General features: G+C 57.6%; 15 protein-coding genes and 1 tRNA gene. 7 read left to right on the forward strand and 9 right to left on the reverse strand.

All coding sequences use genetic code 11. The annotated features are described in order from the left end of the window. Positions 1-3: 3 nt before the first annotated feature. Positions 4-468: a hypothetical protein gene (locus KIT79_11655; protein MCW5829957.1), complete on the reverse strand. Its 465-nt coding sequence runs from the start codon at positions 466-468 to the stop codon at positions 4-6. Between the two features lie 151 nt (positions 469-619). On the opposite strand from KIT79_11655, the gene KIT79_11660 reads away from it, so the two are divergent. From KIT79_11660 to KIT79_11670, 3 genes are all read left to right on the forward strand, one after another. Then, positions 620-2485, forward strand: a complete 1866-nt coding sequence (locus KIT79_11660; GenBank protein ID MCW5829958.1) for a hypothetical protein — start codon at positions 620-622, stop codon at positions 2483-2485. A 96-nt stretch (positions 2486-2581) separates the two neighbouring features. Then, complete coding sequence (locus KIT79_11665; protein MCW5829959.1) at positions 2582-3688, forward strand: homogentisate 1,2-dioxygenase; 1107 nt, start codon at positions 2582-2584, stop codon at positions 3686-3688. Between the two features lie 34 nt (positions 3689-3722). Beyond that, on the forward strand, positions 3723-4997 hold the full coding sequence (locus KIT79_11670; protein ID MCW5829960.1) for a hypothetical protein: 1275 nt from the start codon (positions 3723-3725) through the stop codon (positions 4995-4997). Between the two features lie 47 nt (positions 4998-5044). Here KIT79_11670 and KIT79_11675 read toward each other — a convergent pair whose 3' ends face one another. Continuing rightward, positions 5045-5980, reverse strand: a complete 936-nt coding sequence (locus KIT79_11675) for a haloalkane dehalogenase (protein ID MCW5829961.1) — start codon at positions 5978-5980, stop codon at positions 5045-5047. Between KIT79_11675 and KIT79_11680 the strand changes: the two genes are divergently transcribed. Further along, on the forward strand, positions 5979-8420 hold the full coding sequence (locus tag KIT79_11680) for a hypothetical protein (GenBank protein MCW5829962.1): 2442 nt from the start codon (positions 5979-5981) through the stop codon (positions 8418-8420). The two genes, KIT79_11675 and KIT79_11680, sit on opposite strands and share 2 nt — an antisense overlap. Positions 8421-8423: 3 nt before the next feature. Here the strand turns inward: KIT79_11680 and KIT79_11685 are convergent. Both KIT79_11685 and KIT79_11690 read right to left on the reverse strand, forming a co-directional pair. Then, positions 8424-8499, reverse strand: a tRNA-Glu gene (locus KIT79_11685). A 139-nt stretch (positions 8500-8638) separates the two neighbouring features. Then, entirely contained in the window at positions 8639-10015 is a 1377-nt protein-coding gene (locus KIT79_11690) for a wax ester/triacylglycerol synthase family O-acyltransferase (protein MCW5829963.1), read from the reverse strand. Positions 10016-10166: 151 nt separating this feature from the next. On the opposite strand from KIT79_11690, the gene KIT79_11695 reads away from it, so the two are divergent. From KIT79_11695 to KIT79_11705, 3 genes are all read left to right on the forward strand, one after another. Beyond that, positions 10167-10475 (forward strand): hypothetical protein, encoded by a 309-nt coding sequence (locus KIT79_11695; GenBank protein MCW5829964.1) that lies wholly within the window; start codon positions 10167-10169, stop codon positions 10473-10475. A gap of 43 nt (positions 10476-10518) precedes the next feature. After that, on the forward strand, positions 10519-11262 hold the full coding sequence (locus KIT79_11700) for a Fic family protein (protein MCW5829965.1): 744 nt from the start codon (positions 10519-10521) through the stop codon (positions 11260-11262). 392 nt (positions 11263-11654) lie between these two features. Next, positions 11655-12461 carry a hypothetical protein gene (locus KIT79_11705; GenBank protein MCW5829966.1) on the forward strand — a complete coding sequence of 269 codons (807 nt, stop codon included), beginning with the start codon at positions 11655-11657 and terminating at the stop codon, positions 12459-12461. A gap of 14 nt (positions 12462-12475) precedes the next feature. Here the strand turns inward: KIT79_11705 and KIT79_11710 are convergent, their stop codons facing one another. From KIT79_11710 to KIT79_11730, 5 genes are all read right to left on the reverse strand, one after another. Continuing rightward, positions 12476-13444, reverse strand: coding sequence for a DUF4417 domain-containing protein (locus KIT79_11710; protein MCW5829967.1), 969 nt, complete (start codon positions 13442-13444; stop codon positions 12476-12478). A gap of 141 nt (positions 13445-13585) precedes the next feature. Further along, positions 13586-13933 (reverse strand): hypothetical protein, encoded by a 348-nt coding sequence (locus tag KIT79_11715; protein ID MCW5829968.1) that lies wholly within the window; start codon positions 13931-13933, stop codon positions 13586-13588. Positions 13934-13935: 2 nt separating this feature from the next. Further along, positions 13936-14511 carry a hypothetical protein gene (locus tag KIT79_11720; GenBank protein ID MCW5829969.1) on the reverse strand — a complete coding sequence of 192 codons (576 nt, stop codon included), beginning with the start codon at positions 14509-14511 and terminating at the stop codon, positions 13936-13938. 160 nt (positions 14512-14671) lie between these two features. Continuing rightward, entirely contained in the window at positions 14672-15109 is a 438-nt protein-coding gene (locus KIT79_11725) for a helix-turn-helix domain-containing protein (protein MCW5829970.1), read from the reverse strand. 62 nt (positions 15110-15171) lie between these two features. Continuing rightward, positions 15172-15858 carry an SOS response-associated peptidase gene (locus tag KIT79_11730; GenBank protein ID MCW5829971.1) on the reverse strand — a complete coding sequence of 229 codons (687 nt, stop codon included), beginning with the start codon at positions 15856-15858 and terminating at the stop codon, positions 15172-15174. Between the last annotated feature and the right edge of the window lie 74 nt (positions 15859-15932).

Genomic DNA, 15932 nt, shown 5'->3' on the forward strand with positions numbered 1-15932 from the left:
GCCCTATTCCGGAACCTTTTTCAGGCAATCCGGATGAATCCAGACTGCCAGGGCTGAAGCGTTGTCGCTTTGGCCCCGGAGTCCTTCGGTCCCGCGCTCCATCTCCCCCCCGCAGACAGCACAAGTTTCGGTGCGATTCATGATCAGCTTCTGCCAGCCATAAACGCCGGCAAGCAGCGAAGCTGCTGCCGGAGCAGGCGCCGGAGGCGGCCGGAGGACATCCTGGCCGGAGGCGCTGGCGGCCACCCGCTGGGCGTCCCGGGCCACATTCCGCGCAAGCAACTGCGACTGGTTGACGATATGATCGACATTCGCCACGACGTTATCGACCAGCTCAAAACTGTCATGCAGGACATTCCGGATGAGCTGCGAGACCGTCACCCGGCGGCGACGGGCCTCTTCCTTGAGCACGTTGTCGAGCCCTTCGGGCACACGGGTCTGGATTAGGAAATCCTTGCGCTCGTCCACAGGTTTCCGCCCGCGTTTTCGTGAGGCTGTTCTGGGCCGTCTCGGTGTCACGTAAATACCCGCCTTTTCGAGGACGGACTTAACCCGTCATACATATGATGACAATCAAAATGGCGTTTGAAAAGCACCTCGTGCTATTCCCTGCTGCAGGATGCGGAAGCGGGCACTGACATTCGTACTGGCCGCCATCACCCTCGCTGGCTGCGGGGAGTGGTTTGATACTTGGATAATGGGACGGCCTGCTCCCCTTACCGGTGTATGGACCGGTTTTGTGCAGGTAAGCGGCGATACCGGCGATGCCATTGCCGACCTGGTGATGTCACCGGACGGTGAACTGAGCGGTACACTCGAAACCGTACCCACCGATGGTTACCGGCACCGGATTACAGGCAAGGTGAGCCGCCACAGCATCGGGGCGGAAATCCACGTCCGCAACGACCTTTGTGAGGGAGTGTTCCGTGTTAATGGCGGCATCCGTGACGGCGTGATGGAACTTTCCGGTGATGGTGCTCCCTGCTGGCCGGAAGAAGGCGTTTCGTTCCGGGCGAAATTCGGGAGAATGACGGCAAACGCTGCCACGGGGAGCGGCCCCACTCGCCTGCACCGGTGGTCCGGCCCGCTCATCGAGCACCCCCGGCTGGAGCAACCAGTCGAACAGTTCCCAAACAGATGGGACGGGAGCCCTATCGTCGAAGCGCAGATAGATAATGCTACCGGGAATCCCGCCAGTTTCAGTTTCCGTATTCCGCCCATAAATACAGCAGCAGATACAAACGATAGTTCCCGCTGGCCAACCGGCACCCCCGCCTACTTAGACTGGATCGTGCTCGACCTGGATCACCTGGCTGCTACCGGACCGTACGGCGAGCGTCTTTTTACCCGTCGGGACGGCTGGCTGTTCCGGGGCGACGGCCACTGGAGCCTGCATCGCCTGATCAGCCATCCGAACGAACCCATCATGGAACTGGATGCGGAGGTATTCGATCCCGGTGAGAACGAACTGCTAGCCGGGCTCACCCTCTCGGGCCGGTGGTATCCCGGCCATGTGCAGGCCGACTTCAGGCCCCGCCCCTTCAGCTACCGGATTCATCTTTCCAGGACACCGGTGGCGGCCAGCGGCAGCGTGGAGCTCAAGGGTTTTGATCCAGGCAAGAGACAGTCCGGCTCGGTGGACCTGAAAGCCCACAGTCGCGCACTCGACACCAGCATCCGTCCGCACCAGCTTCTCGCCCTCCGGCTCCGGACGGATGGGGCATTTTCATCGGTGGGACTTCTTCCACTGACGCGTGGCGATCTCCGGGTGGACTATCCCCGGGTCACGGTCCGCGAACTGGCTGATGGTACCGGCCTCAAGATGACCGTACGGACCGACCTCGCCCTGATCGTCAACGAGCGGCAGATCATCGCCCCGCTCTTCCCGGCCGAAGGCATCGGCACCGTCCAGATCATTGGTGGAACGTGCGCTGGGGCCGACCCTGAAGCTCCCGATACAGTCCGGAATCAGTGTCCTGGTACTCTTATCCATCTGCTCCCGTTCACGCTAACGGTTCCTCCGCCGGTCATTGCTGCCCAGTTTCCACACCCTCCCCGCGAGGGGTCCGTCATACTGCCGCCGCCGGACGGGAGGTATAGTGATGAAGACTGGCTGAGTATTCACCTTTCATTCGAGGGCCTTACCGATGAACGGGCAGAGCAGTGGCTTCTGCTCCCGCTGAAAGATACCAGACCCGGTCCGCTGAATATGGAACGGTTTGTGGTCACACCTACGCAAATGAACCTGAAGGCCGGTGAACTGGCCAGTTTCACCTTCGACGGCATTCTCAACACCGGCGACCGGATGCCGCTACTTCACGATCCCGACACCCGGATCAGCGTATCAGAAATCTCGCATCCAATGCCGGGCATCAGTGTCTCGCCCGGTACGGTCCGGGCTGCCCGGCCCGGAGAAGGGTCTGTACATATCCGGAACCGCAAATTTCCCCTGTGGCCGGTGAGCATTACGATTCTCGTTGAGTGAAGGCTTGCCGAAAGAAACTATTTAGTCTCTTAAAAATTGGCGCTATACAGGAAAGTCGCCGCTCCGAATGTGGAGAGCGATGGAGGACACCCAATCATGCGTTCCTGGCTGCAACTTCAGAAGGGACAGACGCCCCGGCAGGCCCATGTGGGCCTGGATGGTCTTAAGGATGACGAACTCGGCCGCCAGGGGTTTTCCGGGAAGGTGGCAGAACTCTACCGCCGTAACGATCCGACAGCCTGGAGCCGGATAGAGGGTCCGCATCGTCCCCGCGATTTCAGCCTGAACCGGCTGGTTCCACCTGACCAGAATGACCCGAACGGCCGTCCGCTCAAGCTGATGTTCAATGCCGACCTGTCAATACATCTGAGCCGCCGGGCAGCACCGATGCCCTATTTTTTCCGGAATGCCGATGGCGATGAGCTTCATTTCGTCCACCGCGGCGAAGGAACAGTTGAAACCGAATTCGGCCCCCTCACCTACGGACCGGGGGACTATGTGCTGATTCCAAAAGGCGTCACCTACCGGGTAGTTCCGGCAAATGCGGACAACTACTTCGTCATTCTGGAAACCGTGGGCGAGATCGACTTCCCCGACTTTGGGGCCCTTGGCCGCCACGCTCCGTTCGATCCCACAGTAATCCGCATTCCGGAACCACAGGCATTCGACCAGCCGGGCGAGCACGAGGTACGCATCAAGCTTGATGGCCGGTATACATCTTGCACCTACCCGTTCCATCCGTTCGACGTCGTGGGATGGAAGGGCGATCTTTTCCCTTTCGCCATGAACATCCGTGACTTCTGCCCGATCCTGAGCGACCGGGTGCATCTGCCGCCATCGGTCCACTGCAATTTCCAGGCGGCAGGTGTCTACGTCATCAACTTCCTGCCCCGGCCTGCCGAAGGCATTCGTGACGCCGAGAGGGTTCCCTGGTATCACCGGAACGTCGACTTCGACGAGGTGATTTTCAACCACGGCGGAGAATTCATGGGAGTTCCGATTCCCAAGGGACGCATGTCCCTCTCGCCCCAGGGAGTCCACCACGGCATTCCCGAAATGGTACGGGAGTTCACCCGCAAGAACTGGAAAAAAGACCAGATGCTCAACTGGGAAATCATTAGTTTCGACTGCTCCCGCCCTCTACACGTAACTCCAGAGGCTGACGCCGCTGTCCGGCTTCCCAAGGCATCGCTCGGGACCTGACCCAGAGCCACACACTCCGGAAGGAACCATCATCATGAAGTTCAAGCCGTTTCACGTTCACGCCCACTACGTTGACATCGATCCGTCAGTCCGTATTGAACCGGTCCGGTTTCATGCGCCGGACGGATTTCCGCTCAACGGCCTGCTGCATTTGCCCGCCAAAAACACACCGGAAGTGGCCGTACTGGCCATGCACCCCAGAGGCGACTTCTCCCGGCACTATCTTGCGCCGGGCCTTGTGAATGGCGGATACGCGTTCCTTGGTGCGAATTCGCGTCATCTCAACAATGATGCTGACGCCCTGCACGAACGGCTGCTGATCGACGTGGCAGGCTCGATCCGGTTCCTGAAAGACCGGGGCTTCAAGAAGATCATCCTGGCGGGAAACTCTGGTGGCGGATCGCTCTTTGCCTTTTACATCCAGCAGTCGGGGCTTCCACCCGATCAGCGGTTCGATAGCGGCCCGTCGGGTGACAAGGTGCCGCTCCGGGAAGTGGAGCTCCCCCCCGTGGACGGGTTCATCATCCTTGCCGCCCATCCCGGCGAAGGCCGCTTCCTCATGGACCGGCTGGACCCCTCCGTAGTGGACGAAACCAGTCCCACCGCCTGCAACCCGCGGCTTGACATGTACAATCCAAAGAATGGCTACCGGCCCATGCACGAAGGTCCCTCGAAATACTCACCCGACTTTCTGGCCGAGTATCGCGCAGCCCAGCGCCAGCGATGCGAACGAATCGACCGGCTCTGCAAGGAATGGAGCGCCGAGTCACTTTACTACCGGGCAAGATTGAAAGATCCGGCACGGCTCACGCCCGCCGAAATGCTGATGGCCAGCCGTCACGGGCTCCAGCGTCGCTATCTTGTCATCTACCGGACCCTGGCCGACCCGCGGTATCTGGACCCGGCCATAGATCCGAATCGCCGTCCCATCGGTTCCCTTTTCGCCCAGGGAGGACGGGATCCCATCGCCGGAAACTATGGCGAGGGGCTCTCACGCGTAATGAGCGCACGCGGATGGCTTTCTACGTGGTCTGGACTCGAATCACGCGCGGCGCTGGAACTCACCGCACCATCGATCCGGATTCCAACCCACATGGTCTATGCCGATGCTGACACGGAGATATATGAGCGAGAATGCCGCGCCGCATACGGTCTCATTCCTGCCACTGACAAGACTTTCACGACGATGGAGTGGGCGGACCATTACCTGTTCCCGGTTGGGTCGGAAGGACAAAGCCGCGGGAATGCGCGCCAGAAACTGTGCGAAGATGCCCTGCTCCCGTGGCTGAAGCAGCGGTGGCCGGTTTGATGACACCGGGAACCGCTGCTCCCAAAAGCTGAAACCGGTCCCTGAGGCTATCTCCGGCGCAGGAATTCAACAATCACACCAGCCAGTTCTTCTCCGTTGTCTTCCTGGAGGAAATGGCCGGCACCCCGGATTGTGGTGTGCGGCTGGCCCTTCGCGCCGGGGATGAGGGCCGGGATAATGCCTGCCATCTCGCGCATGATCGGATCCTTGTCGCTGAACGCGCATAAAAAGGGTTTCTCCCATCGCATCAGCTGCTCCCATGTCTTGCGGTTTGCCAGCCGGTCTTTCGGGACGAGCCTTGGAAACACCCGTGCTCCGGCCATGTAGGCGCTGGAAGGAAATGGCGCATCATATGCGGCGCGAATCTCGGGCAGCATCTTCCGGGCTACACCAAGTCCGACCACAGTACCTGCCTTCCAGGAAGGATTGAGTTGTGAAAAGGCGTACCACGCTCCAAACGCGGCAATGGTTTTGATGAACCTTCCCATGCCGAACACGCCTTTCAGTTCCGGCGCATTCATGGGAAAACCCGGCAGGATCGTATTGGCGGCAACCACGCGCCCGAATCTCGCGCCTTCCTCCGTAATCAGCCGGAGGCCGATCAGGCCGCCCCAGTCCTGGCAAACAAGCGTGATATTCCGGAGATCCAGCTGCCGGACGAGTTTGCCTGTCCATTCCACATGCCGGGCATGGGTGTAATCCCCTTGCTTCGTGGGCTTGTCCGACCGGCCGAAGCCGATCAGGTCCGGTGCAATGGCCCGGTATCCCGCTTCCACGAACACCGGGAGCATCTTCCGGTAAAGATAGGACCAGGACGGCTCACCATGCAGCATCAGAACGGGCGCGGCATCCCGCGGGCCTTCATCCACGTAGTGCATGCGAAGCGGGCCATTATCAGTATCATCCACGAATACGTAGTTGGGCTTGAACGGATATCCGGGGAGGTCCGTGAAACGTTCGTCGGGCGTCCGGAGTGCTTTCATGCCACCAACAGTAGCCGCACAAGGCACGAATTCCGAGAAGGAACAAGCCCTGCACTTGAAGCCCTCCGGCAAGGCCAGTCAGTCTGAACCGACATTCCTGATGGATGACGAACCCAAACCACTTTCCCGGCGGACCCCACCCTGGATGCCGTGGGCGGCCGCCATAGCCGCCCTTAACGTTATCCTTTTCGCGGGTATTTATGCCGGCCATGAGGCCACCTACTTCCGCGACATACTCACCCAGTACGTTCCGACCCGGGCGTGGATGTTCGGCCGCATCCTTGCCGGAGAGATACCGCTGTGGAATGACCGGATGTTTGGCGGCATTCCGTTCTGGGGTGATCCGGTACAGAGTGTCTGGTTTCCCGGCCAGTGGCTGTACCTCTTCTTTGCACGCCTGCACCCGGTCCATGCGCTCGGATGCCTGATTGGCGTTCACTACCTGATCGCCCATGCCGGCTTCTTTCGCCTGCTGAGAGCGCTCCATATCCGGCCATGGATCGCTTTTGTTTTTTCGGCAGTCATCTCCTGTGGTGGCCCCGGCCTGTCGCTTCATTGGGGCTTGCAGTTTTTGTATGGGTTTTCCGTACTTGGGTGGGCCGCCGCCTCGCTGGTCCATTTCCGGAAGAAGCCGTCCAGCCGGAGCGTCATCTGGATCGTTGTGTGGACAGTCCTGATGGTGACGAGCGGCGACGTGCAGCTCGCCTCGCTCTTCGGACTGTTGTCAGTGGCCGTCTTCATAAAAAGCCACGGAATCCGCAGTTCCCATTCCCGCAGGTTTGTGCTGGCGATGTTGCTCGCCGGCCTTGCCAGCGCAGCAGTGATACTTCCGGCTCTTGAGATTTCCGGCCAGTCGGACCGGGTCGACCATCTCAAGGGCTTCTATGCCTATACCTGGTCATGGCGGCCATTACGGTTTGCCGAGTGGTTCCTCCCCGGCCTGTTTGATCCCAGATTTGATGGGGGAACTCCCATTGCATTCACACACGCCGTTACTGGACCAGTCCCCTTCGCCGGAGCTGCCACCTACTTCCAGCGGCTCAATCCAGGGCTCTGCGCGCTGCTGCTCCTTCCAATGGCTGCGTTGCTCACACGGGAACGCCGCCAGCTATGGTGGTTATGGGGAGGGGCTGGAGTTTCCCTGCTGATGTCGCTGGGCGAGCCGGGCGGACTCTTTCCGCTGGCCCGTCTCATGATTCCTGGTTGGAACCAGTTCCGCTATCCGGAAAGGTTCATGCTGCCAGCCATCATATCCCTTGTCACGCTGGCCGCGATTGCAGCAGACGCCTGGATGACCCGCTCAGATGTCCCGCGAAAAACAGTCATGGCAACAGCTGGCGCGATTGTCTCCACCGCGCTCGCAACCGCCTTCATGCCTGGAGCAGCCGGCCTCCTGCTGCAGAGCGGTGAGCATGCGATATACACGAATCATATGCGCTCAACCGGATGGTGGGTGCTAATGATCACTGGCATTGCCACCGGAGCGCTGCTCGCGACCAAAATCAGCATGCGTCTCAGGGCAGGACTTCTTGCGACAGCCATCGCTGCTGAAATAGTTGTCTTGTCGGTCCCGGCGCTCAAAACGGTACCTCTTGAAGCATTTGATGCGCCACCGCTGGCAATTGCGCCACTTGACCACGCTTTCAAAGACGAGCTTCCGCTGCCCCGTGCGATATTCGCCTTTCAACGTCCGAAAATCATCCTGCCTCCGGCGGAGCTGGCTCGCCACCAGTGGGAAACATCGTTTCTGAATCTAGCCCTGCTGACACCCCATGCGACACTTGGCGGCTACGGTTCGTTCTGGCCAACCCGCTACCTGGAAGCGGAAAAAGTCATGGACCCGGCCGCCTTCCAGCTGATTATGGGGGTGGGAGCGGCCGTAGGCCATGCGGAGCAGCGGTTTTCAGGGCACTGGACGTGCGAGCAGCCGGCAGCCGAGTCCGTTCGGCTCTGCCATCCTTCCAGCATGATGCGGCGGGTACGGGTACCCTCAAACTGGGAAACCATTTCCGATGCAGATATCCTGCGAGAGCGCCTGCACTCGCTGGGCTCTGATACCCCACAGACAGAGTATCTGGGAGTCCTGATTGATGGCCGGGCAGCCTCTCCAGTTTCGGCGGCAGCACCAGCCGGGAATGCATCAGTAACCGTTCGCCACTGGTCCCCCGAGCGCCGCACATTCGTGGTTCATCGTGAAACCGAGGGCCCGGTCATCCTCGCTGAAAACTGGTACCCGGGATGGACCGTAACCGTAGGCGGCCACGAGTCAGGCCTGATTGCAGCCAACGGCTTCCAGATGGCAGCCTGGGTTCCAGCAGGGGAACATTCGGTGGAATTCGTCTACCAGCCCGCATCGGTCAGGGTTGGGATCCTGATTTCACTGGCGGGAATTGCCGGACTTCTGGTGATGTACTGGCGGACAAGGGAAATGCCCGGCTGATAGTGGCGCCCCCAACCGGAATCGAACCGGTGTTTTCGCCGTGAGAGGGCGACGTCCTGGGCCGCTAGACGATGGGGGCAAATGGCCGCTTGCTGCTGCGTCAGCCCCCGAAGGAGATGGCGCGGGACTCCATGCGTAGCCGGAGAGACCACCGGGGGCAAGGGGCTCCTTTTCCGGCAGCATAGGGAATCCGGTGCCAGCCCGGTAGCCGCCCTGCCCTACCCCACTGCCTGTTCCAGTTCATTGAGAGCCTCGCCAGTATAGACGGCCACCCTCTGCATGCGCGGGAGCGTGTCCCGGCAGCCGGTAAAACCGAAATTGAGTGTGCCGGCATAGCTCTGGCAGGTGATATTGATCGCCTGCCCATGAGTGGGAATCGACACGGGATAACAGGCGTCCAGCCTCGCGCCCCGGAAATAGAGCGTCTCCTTTGGCCCCGCCACGTTGGAGATTACCACGTTGAAAGGCGGACGCATCCGCCCGCTCATCCCGGTCACATGCTGAAACGCAAAGGGGAGCATCTGCAGTGCACTGAACTGGATAATCGCCTCGCGGCTCATGCCGTGAAGCTGTTCCTTTGCCTGGCAGGCTGATTCACGAATCACCTTCAGCCGTTCCACCGGATCGGCGATGTGGGTCGCCAGCGAGGCGAGGATGGATCCAACTGCATTGCCCCCGCCGGGATCGTCCTTGGGGCGGACATTGACAGGGATCATGGCGATGAGCGGATCGGCGGGAAGCGCTCCGAGTTCCATGAGAAAGCGCCTCAGGCTTGCCGACGAGAGCGCCAGAACAAGATCGTTCAGCGTGCAGCCGGCACGCCGCGCCAGCGTTTTTACCCGTTCGAGCTGGTACTGCTGGGTGGCAAACCGGCGGTTGCGCGAAACCCGTCCGTTCAGGATCGACATGGGCGCCTCGTATGGCGTCACGCCGTGCGGCTTGTGGCCTGTGACGATATCCCTCAACTCCCGTCCCACCTGACGGGCCGATTCGAGCTGCTTCTGGAAACCCGCCCGGAAGGCGGCGATCGCATCGTCGCCGGAGTCCGCTGGCGAGCCCGCTCCCTCCGGCGGCGGGATGGAGAAGAACATCGGGCGCGTCCGGTCGTCCGGATCGTTCGAGAGACTGCGGGCCAGTATCCGGGAGCCGGTGAACCCGTCCACCAGCGAATGATGGACCTTGAAATACATGGCGAACCGGCCGCCTTCGAGCCCTTCGATCAGGTGCACCTCCCACAGAGGGTGGTGGAAATCCATCGCGTGACTGTGGAGCCGCGAAACGAGTGTACCCAGTTCGCGCTCGTCGCCCGGCGCGGGAAGCGCCGACCGCCGGACGTGATAGTCGATGTCTATATCAGGCTCTTCCACCCAGGAATGAAGTGGATTGGCAAGAAACTCCGGCGTCCTGAGCCGGAGATTCCAGGGCGGGTATATTTCGCGGCTTCCCCGCAACTCATCCAGCAGGGAGCGGAGAAAATCGGGCCGTGCGTCTTTCGGCGGAGTAAAGATAAGCAGCGAGGCGACGTGCATCATCACCTCCCGTGTCTCGCCATAAAGGAATATGGCGTCCATCGGGGTCAGCCACCTGTCGGACATGATGAGATCCCCCTCCCCGGCTATCCGCGCCAGCCAAGCACGCTAAAGCAGTCGCCTCAGCGGGAGTATGACCGGGGACAGGACACGACTGGAACCAGCATCCCTATGAGCAATCTAACTATCCGGATTTACTCGTATTTTATGGTTCCCGATGATGGATTCGAACCACCACAAGCAGAGTCAGAGGCTCGGAAACAGCCTCCACGACTGTCCGGCGGAATCCGTCGAATCAGCAATTTCAGACGGTTACAAATATGTCAATCCACCGACATCCAGCGATATTCAGGCTGGAGGTGGTCTGGATAGTGGTCAAAATACCGAGATCGAAGCCGCCGTCACCACTCTGCTTGTGGTGCTGACCGAGGCCACGAAAGTCTTCTGGAATGCTTTGGAACGGGGGGAGTCCTTCGAAGCAGCGAAGGGGGAGTTTCAAGCGGTGATGGCGAAAAGGGGGTGGTGAACCTCTGGCGGAAAGGCTGGGGGATACGGCATACTCCAGCCGAATGGGAGACCCGCTCAAAACCGTCCTGGATCAGGCCGACGCGCTTCTGAAGCGGTGGCAGGCCTTGCTCCCCCTTGCCCCGGATGCGCTGGCGAAACTCCGGCAGCATTGGGATGTCATTCACACCTACAATTCGAACGCGATCGAAGGAAATACCCTCACCCTCGGCGAGACGAAAGCCGTACTTCTCGACGGAATCACGATCAGCGGTAAACCGCTTCGTGAAATTCTTGAAGCTACGAACCACCGGGAGGCGATGGGGCTATTGTACCGTCTCGCCGGGTCGCGCTCCCCGGTCACGGAACGGGAGATACTGGATCTTCACCGGATCATCCTGACTGGCATCCAGTCGGACGACGCCGGTCGATACAGGACGGTCGGAGTCAGAGTCGCCGGTTCAAAACATGTTTTCCCGAATGCAGCCAAAGTCCCGGCGCTGATGTCTGATTACGTTACCGGCATCAGTTCCGAAGGCGATCACCCGATAAGAATCGCCGCCAGAGCCCATTACCGGTTTGTCGCCATCCATCCCTTTGCAGATGGCAACGGGCGAACAGCCCGGCTACTCATGAATCTGTTTCTGATGCGGAGTGGATATCCGCCTGCCTGCCTGCCCATCGAACGGCGCGGTGAATATTACGATCTGCTGGAAGCGGCTCACAACGCCGGAACGGAACGGTTCGAACTGTTCATCGCCGAGTGCGTACGCGATTCATTGGAAGATGCCCTGCAAGGGCTTGAATGAGCGACCTGCCAGCCGCCTGGCGTACGGGTTCCATCCGATTCATTGCGAACGATCTGTCCAGGGAAAGCGGGATCGGTCCTGCAAACCGGATTTCAGGACCATCCGGAGGGCGCGAATTGTTCTTGCCGCGCGTTTCATGAGAACAAGATGCGGCAACTACCCAGGGAAATAAAATAGCCATTTTTCCGGAATTTTGTGGGTGACGCCACTGGGACATTCCAGAATGTATCGTTGACGCCTCACTATACCGCCCTCAAAGCGCTAGCAGCTCGTTTCAGTGATTTCCGTAGAAAGAATTCTTCACGTATACTTGCCTAACTAATGGTTTGATGCGCTCATTTGTATTGAGCAGAAATATTTATCGAATTGCTTAAATCGGACACTCGGAACGCATGATCGCACGGGAACTTGATTTTCAAACAGTTGACGACCTAGGCCACGCGTTTTCTAACGGGCGAATTGCGGATGGCGAAAAACTTGAAATAATAGTAAATGAAATCGGGCCGTGGATTGAGTACCAATCGATGATTCGCTCATGCGCTGGCTACGAAAAGATTGCTGATGATCGGATACAGTTTAGCGGCCTGACCGTATTTCGCGCCAATCTTTTATCCAATGATCGATACTGGAATTGTGGCGACACAAAGGACATAGGCTTCATCATTTCGAATAAAAATGGTGCGGTGGATGAGAGCGACGTTTACCGGACATCGTTTCTTCTGGATGCTGAGCATTGCGCCGTTCGAGCGGGATTTTCGCGTCAGACGGCTAAAGAACTAATCGGTGCAATTAGAGAACTAGAAGATAATATCTATGCCCATTCAGGAAAGTCGGCGTCAGGTCTGATTGCGTATCAACGCATAGAACGGCATTTTTCATTTGTAGTTCGAGATCTTGGCATCGGAATCCTTGCAAGCCTTAGGACATGCCCGGTCTATCAAGATCTTGTAGATCATGGCGAAGCGTTGAGACTCGCATTGGAAACAGGAACGTCCCGGTATGGACCTGAGACGGGCCATGGATTTGGATTTCGACAACTCTGGCTTGGTTTAGCAAACCACCAGGGAAATCTAAGATTTCGGACTGGTAACTATTCGCTTCAGATCAATGACGCCGGACCATCTCTTAAGAGTGCCAGATTAGCGCAAAAACCTCCAATATCTGGATTCCTAGCGTCAATTGATTGTTCGCCGACTTGATGTTCGCAGTTGGTTCAACGGCCTTGAATGGCTGCTCCCAAATGACGCTCCATTGCTGAAAAATTATGGCGGAACATGCCATCTAGCGGAGAGCCCTTTTCGGTTGGAACGCTTTTCCACCGAAGTGCGCCGGACTGTTCGATTGTGGCTTGTTGTCGCTTGATCGTTTTTACGAATGCAGACGTATCTATCACACAGATTTGGTGAAAGGATCGTTTGAGTTCGCTTAACGCATCCGTGCCGCCACGAACGATTAGCGTCAACGGACGCTTCACGGTGTCGCCCATTCGTCGCAAGTGGTCTATGTGCCATTGTATGCGAGTCGGGAAGCCGCCACCAGTACCGAATTCGAAGCATAGATGATCGACTTCGTCACGATCGGATATAAAAGAAGTCCATCGTGACCAATCATGGTCAGTGCGCGCGTTAACATGAAGCGCTGCTGGTATACCGACGTTCAAGAATTCCTGCCATACAAGTGCGATACGCTTCATGCTGTGCATGTCGTCCCACCGTGGACGATCAGTAAAGAGGCTGAAGTTTGGTGTTGTAACTATATCGACCTTGAGCGCTTTCAGTTCTTTTAGAATCGACTGGCGATTATCTCCAAATCCCCACCACCGTTCGAGTGGCGCGTCTTTGTGGGTCCCAGTTAAAAGGATCTTCGCGTCGTGTTGTATTCCAAAATAGTCGCAAAGATCGGCCCGATCATTAATTCGTGATTTTCCCGAAATCCTGGCCACTACTTGATATAGCGATAACGCGATAAAGTCCTTATCGAATTTCTCCCTACGCCCGCTATTGTGATAGATAAGTGGAACCACTGGCGGGAGGTTAGGATAGGCTAGGCGGCGTGATCGTGGCACGTTGTCAAATTCGAAACCTCCCACTTCACGAACTCTATCCACAAAATGAGGATTCTTTAGACATACCGAGTCGCATTTTTCAGGCTTACCACAACATAGTTCGAGACAGTCGAGCATAGCTCGTTCTAGGTTCAAACCGCCGCACACCGAACGCTCGGAACATTTCACGCATCCCAAGTACATTGGATTTTTTTCGGAGTCATGCCAGAGATCTGCCGTGGAATTTATAAGACGCCGTTGCTTAGCCATTATAAGTTCTCATCGTATCGCTATTTCAACCGTTCGGCTGAGGGGGTTTATTTGTTCAACGTGACCTTGCGCGATTCCGCATCCCGCGCGTATCGCCTCTAAAATTTCTTGAGATGGTTCGACGAGTTGGCCAATTTCTTCATTGCCAACGTAGATACCAATATGATCTGGATTCGCTCGTACAAGCACGTTGTCGAGTTTCGACGGGATATTCTTCACCGTTAGATCGGCGACGACTGTCGTCGGCTGATGTTCGGGCTGAATGGAAAACAGATCGGGAGTTCCGAGTCGAAGCCGCGCGCGGTCCCAGGATTTCGCAAACGATCTAGTCTTGTTTCGGAGAAAATCGACGCCCACGATTATGCGCCCTCCGACAGAAGCGGCCGATACCGTTTTGACCGTCCATTTGAGATTTCCATTATGAGCGCCTTGGATACCAATGAAGATAGGCGATTGTTCCACGCGGTCTGTTTGATGTCTTCTCTCTGTTCACCGTTGCGCGGATCGTTCATTAGAGTACTGGCATCAGTTTCGCCGTATTGACTGACCAACTTAAAAGTAAGCTCCTGTTTGGGGTCGAGCTTCCCGAGTAACTTTACATTTGAGACTTCACCGCTGGTCGTTCGATTGCAGGACAATATGACGTCGCCCTTCGCCGTCAGAAGATCTTCAAGTTCTTCAACAATTCGTTGCGAAGCATTCGCGACCACCGGATAAAGCTGAGACCTTCGATTCCGAACAAAATCTCTGAAACCAACAACGGACTCCCGGAGGTAGCTTGCGGTTGCGACTTGGATTCCCGCGAAGTCGAGAAAGCACACTTCGGGCTTCGCGGGCTCTTCGACCCGTTCTAACAATTTTCCGAGCGACTGCCGTCCAAAACCCGCGCCAGCCAGAATTGGATCCTCGACGATGTCTAATATTCTAAAATTCACACATCACCATCCTCACGTTACAGAAGTGAGGATAATGACGATAGGCGTCTAGGTCAAGTATTTATTTTGGGGTGAGCGTCCATCGAAGTGCGATGAGTTACGTAACATATGGTAATTACTATTGAAATATATCTCGGCCGACGTGGCCAAAGAGCGAGCATTACTCCTTCAACCCGAACCGCCGGAGTTTGGTTGACAGTGTGCTCTGGGGGATACCGAGCAGTTTTGCCGCGTCACCCTTACTTCGGGCGCTATTCAGCGCCATCCGAATGACCTCCCGCTCGATTTCCTCCATGTGCGACACCAGCGTCCCCTTCCCATTGAGGATCCGGATGACGGCCAGAATGAGCTGGCCCTTCAGTTCGCCCAGTTCGGCTCCCGCTTTGAGCAGCCCGGTCCTGGTCTCCAGCGGCCCGAGGATGACCGACCTCGTGAGCGCGACAGCAACGTCCGGAACGGTCATTGCGTCCGGAAGTAATTTGGAAAGGGTGCCAAACGCATCGCGCAACGCCGCGTTGATTTTCTCCGGGTGGTCCTGCTCCTTGATAAATAGCTCAAGTTCCGCCCGCGAATCCTTTAGGCCGTTTTTATGGTTCATGGTTTAACCTTTCGTGGTATCCGTCAGAAAACATTTGCTGCCTGGAGAAGATCGCCGGTTATTCATTTCGGTCTGATGGGCTCTACGCACTCTGGCTTATCATTCTTCGGGTCGTTGACGATACGGCTAACCGGTAATGCTTGCATCATGTCCGCCGATAGCGGCACCAGTATCGGTTTCAGATCATCCGCCTTGGTTTTCGGATCAATCCACTTCCTGGCTTCGGACGGCGGCAGTATCACCGGCATCCGGTTGTGGATCGGGGCCATGAGGTCATTCGGCTCGGTTGTGAGGATCGTGCAGGTTTCGAGTTCGCTGCCGTCCGGGGCCTGCCAGTGTTCCCAGAGGCCGGCCATCGAGAACAGCCCGCCCGCTTTCATCGTGATGTGATAGGGCTGTTTCGGTCCCTTGCCTCTCGCCTGCCATTCGTAGAAGCCGGTCGCGGGGATCAGGCAACGCCGGTGTTTGAACGCCGACCGGAACGACGGCTTCTCGTGCGCCGTCTCCGCTCGGGCGTTAATCATCCGGTTCCCGATGGCCGGATCTTTCGCCCACGACGGAACGAGCCCCCACTTCACCGGGACCAGCTCAGTCTTGCCACTCGACGGCGACACCCGGACGATCTCGACCGGCTGCGACGGCGCGATGTTGTAGCGGGGCGCGACCTTGTGGCTCAGGTCAAAACCGAGGAGATCAGAGTATTCCTCCCAGGTCAGATCGTCTGCATTGCTGGTAAAACGGCCGCACATAGGTTCTCAAAACCTTAGCAGTTTCAGCCACTTCCGGGAACTGTGCCGCTACCTGACACACCCCCGTTCTAAGA

Source organism: Deltaproteobacteria bacterium, assembly GCA_026129095.1.
Taxonomy (GTDB): domain Bacteria; phylum JAGRBM01; class JAGRBM01; order JAGRBM01; family JAHCIT01; genus JAHCIT01.

What these genes read in the sequence shown, in the direction of transcription:
- KIT79_11730 (MCW5829971.1), bottom strand. Translation starts at nt 15,858, where the DNA reads ATGTGCGGCCGTTTTACCAGCAATGCAGACGATCTGACCTGGGAGGAA.
- KIT79_11665 (MCW5829959.1), top strand. Translation starts at nt 2,582, where the DNA reads ATGCGTTCCTGGCTGCAACTTCAGAAGGGACAGACGCCCCGGCAGGCC.
- KIT79_11700 (MCW5829965.1), top strand. Translation starts at nt 10,519, where the DNA reads ATGGGAGACCCGCTCAAAACCGTCCTGGATCAGGCCGACGCGCTTCTG.
- KIT79_11660 (MCW5829958.1), top strand. Translation starts at nt 620, where the DNA reads ATGCGGAAGCGGGCACTGACATTCGTACTGGCCGCCATCACCCTCGCT.
- KIT79_11725 (MCW5829970.1), bottom strand. Translation starts at nt 15,109, where the DNA reads ATGAACCATAAAAACGGCCTAAAGGATTCGCGGGCGGAACTTGAGCTA.
- KIT79_11710 (MCW5829967.1), bottom strand. Translation starts at nt 13,444, where the DNA reads ATGCTCGACTGTCTCGAACTATGTTGTGGTAAGCCTGAAAAATGCGAC.
- KIT79_11670 (MCW5829960.1), top strand. Translation starts at nt 3,723, where the DNA reads ATGAAGTTCAAGCCGTTTCACGTTCACGCCCACTACGTTGACATCGAT.
- KIT79_11695 (MCW5829964.1), top strand. Translation starts at nt 10,167, where the DNA reads ATGATGGATTCGAACCACCACAAGCAGAGTCAGAGGCTCGGAAACAGC.
- KIT79_11705 (MCW5829966.1), top strand. Translation starts at nt 11,655, where the DNA reads ATGATCGCACGGGAACTTGATTTTCAAACAGTTGACGACCTAGGCCAC.
- KIT79_11675 (MCW5829961.1), bottom strand. Translation starts at nt 5,980, where the DNA reads ATGAAAGCACTCCGGACGCCCGACGAACGTTTCACGGACCTCCCCGGA.
- KIT79_11680 (MCW5829962.1), top strand. Translation starts at nt 5,979, where the DNA reads ATGCCACCAACAGTAGCCGCACAAGGCACGAATTCCGAGAAGGAACAA.
- KIT79_11690 (MCW5829963.1), bottom strand. Translation starts at nt 10,015, where the DNA reads ATGTCCGACAGGTGGCTGACCCCGATGGACGCCATATTCCTTTATGGC.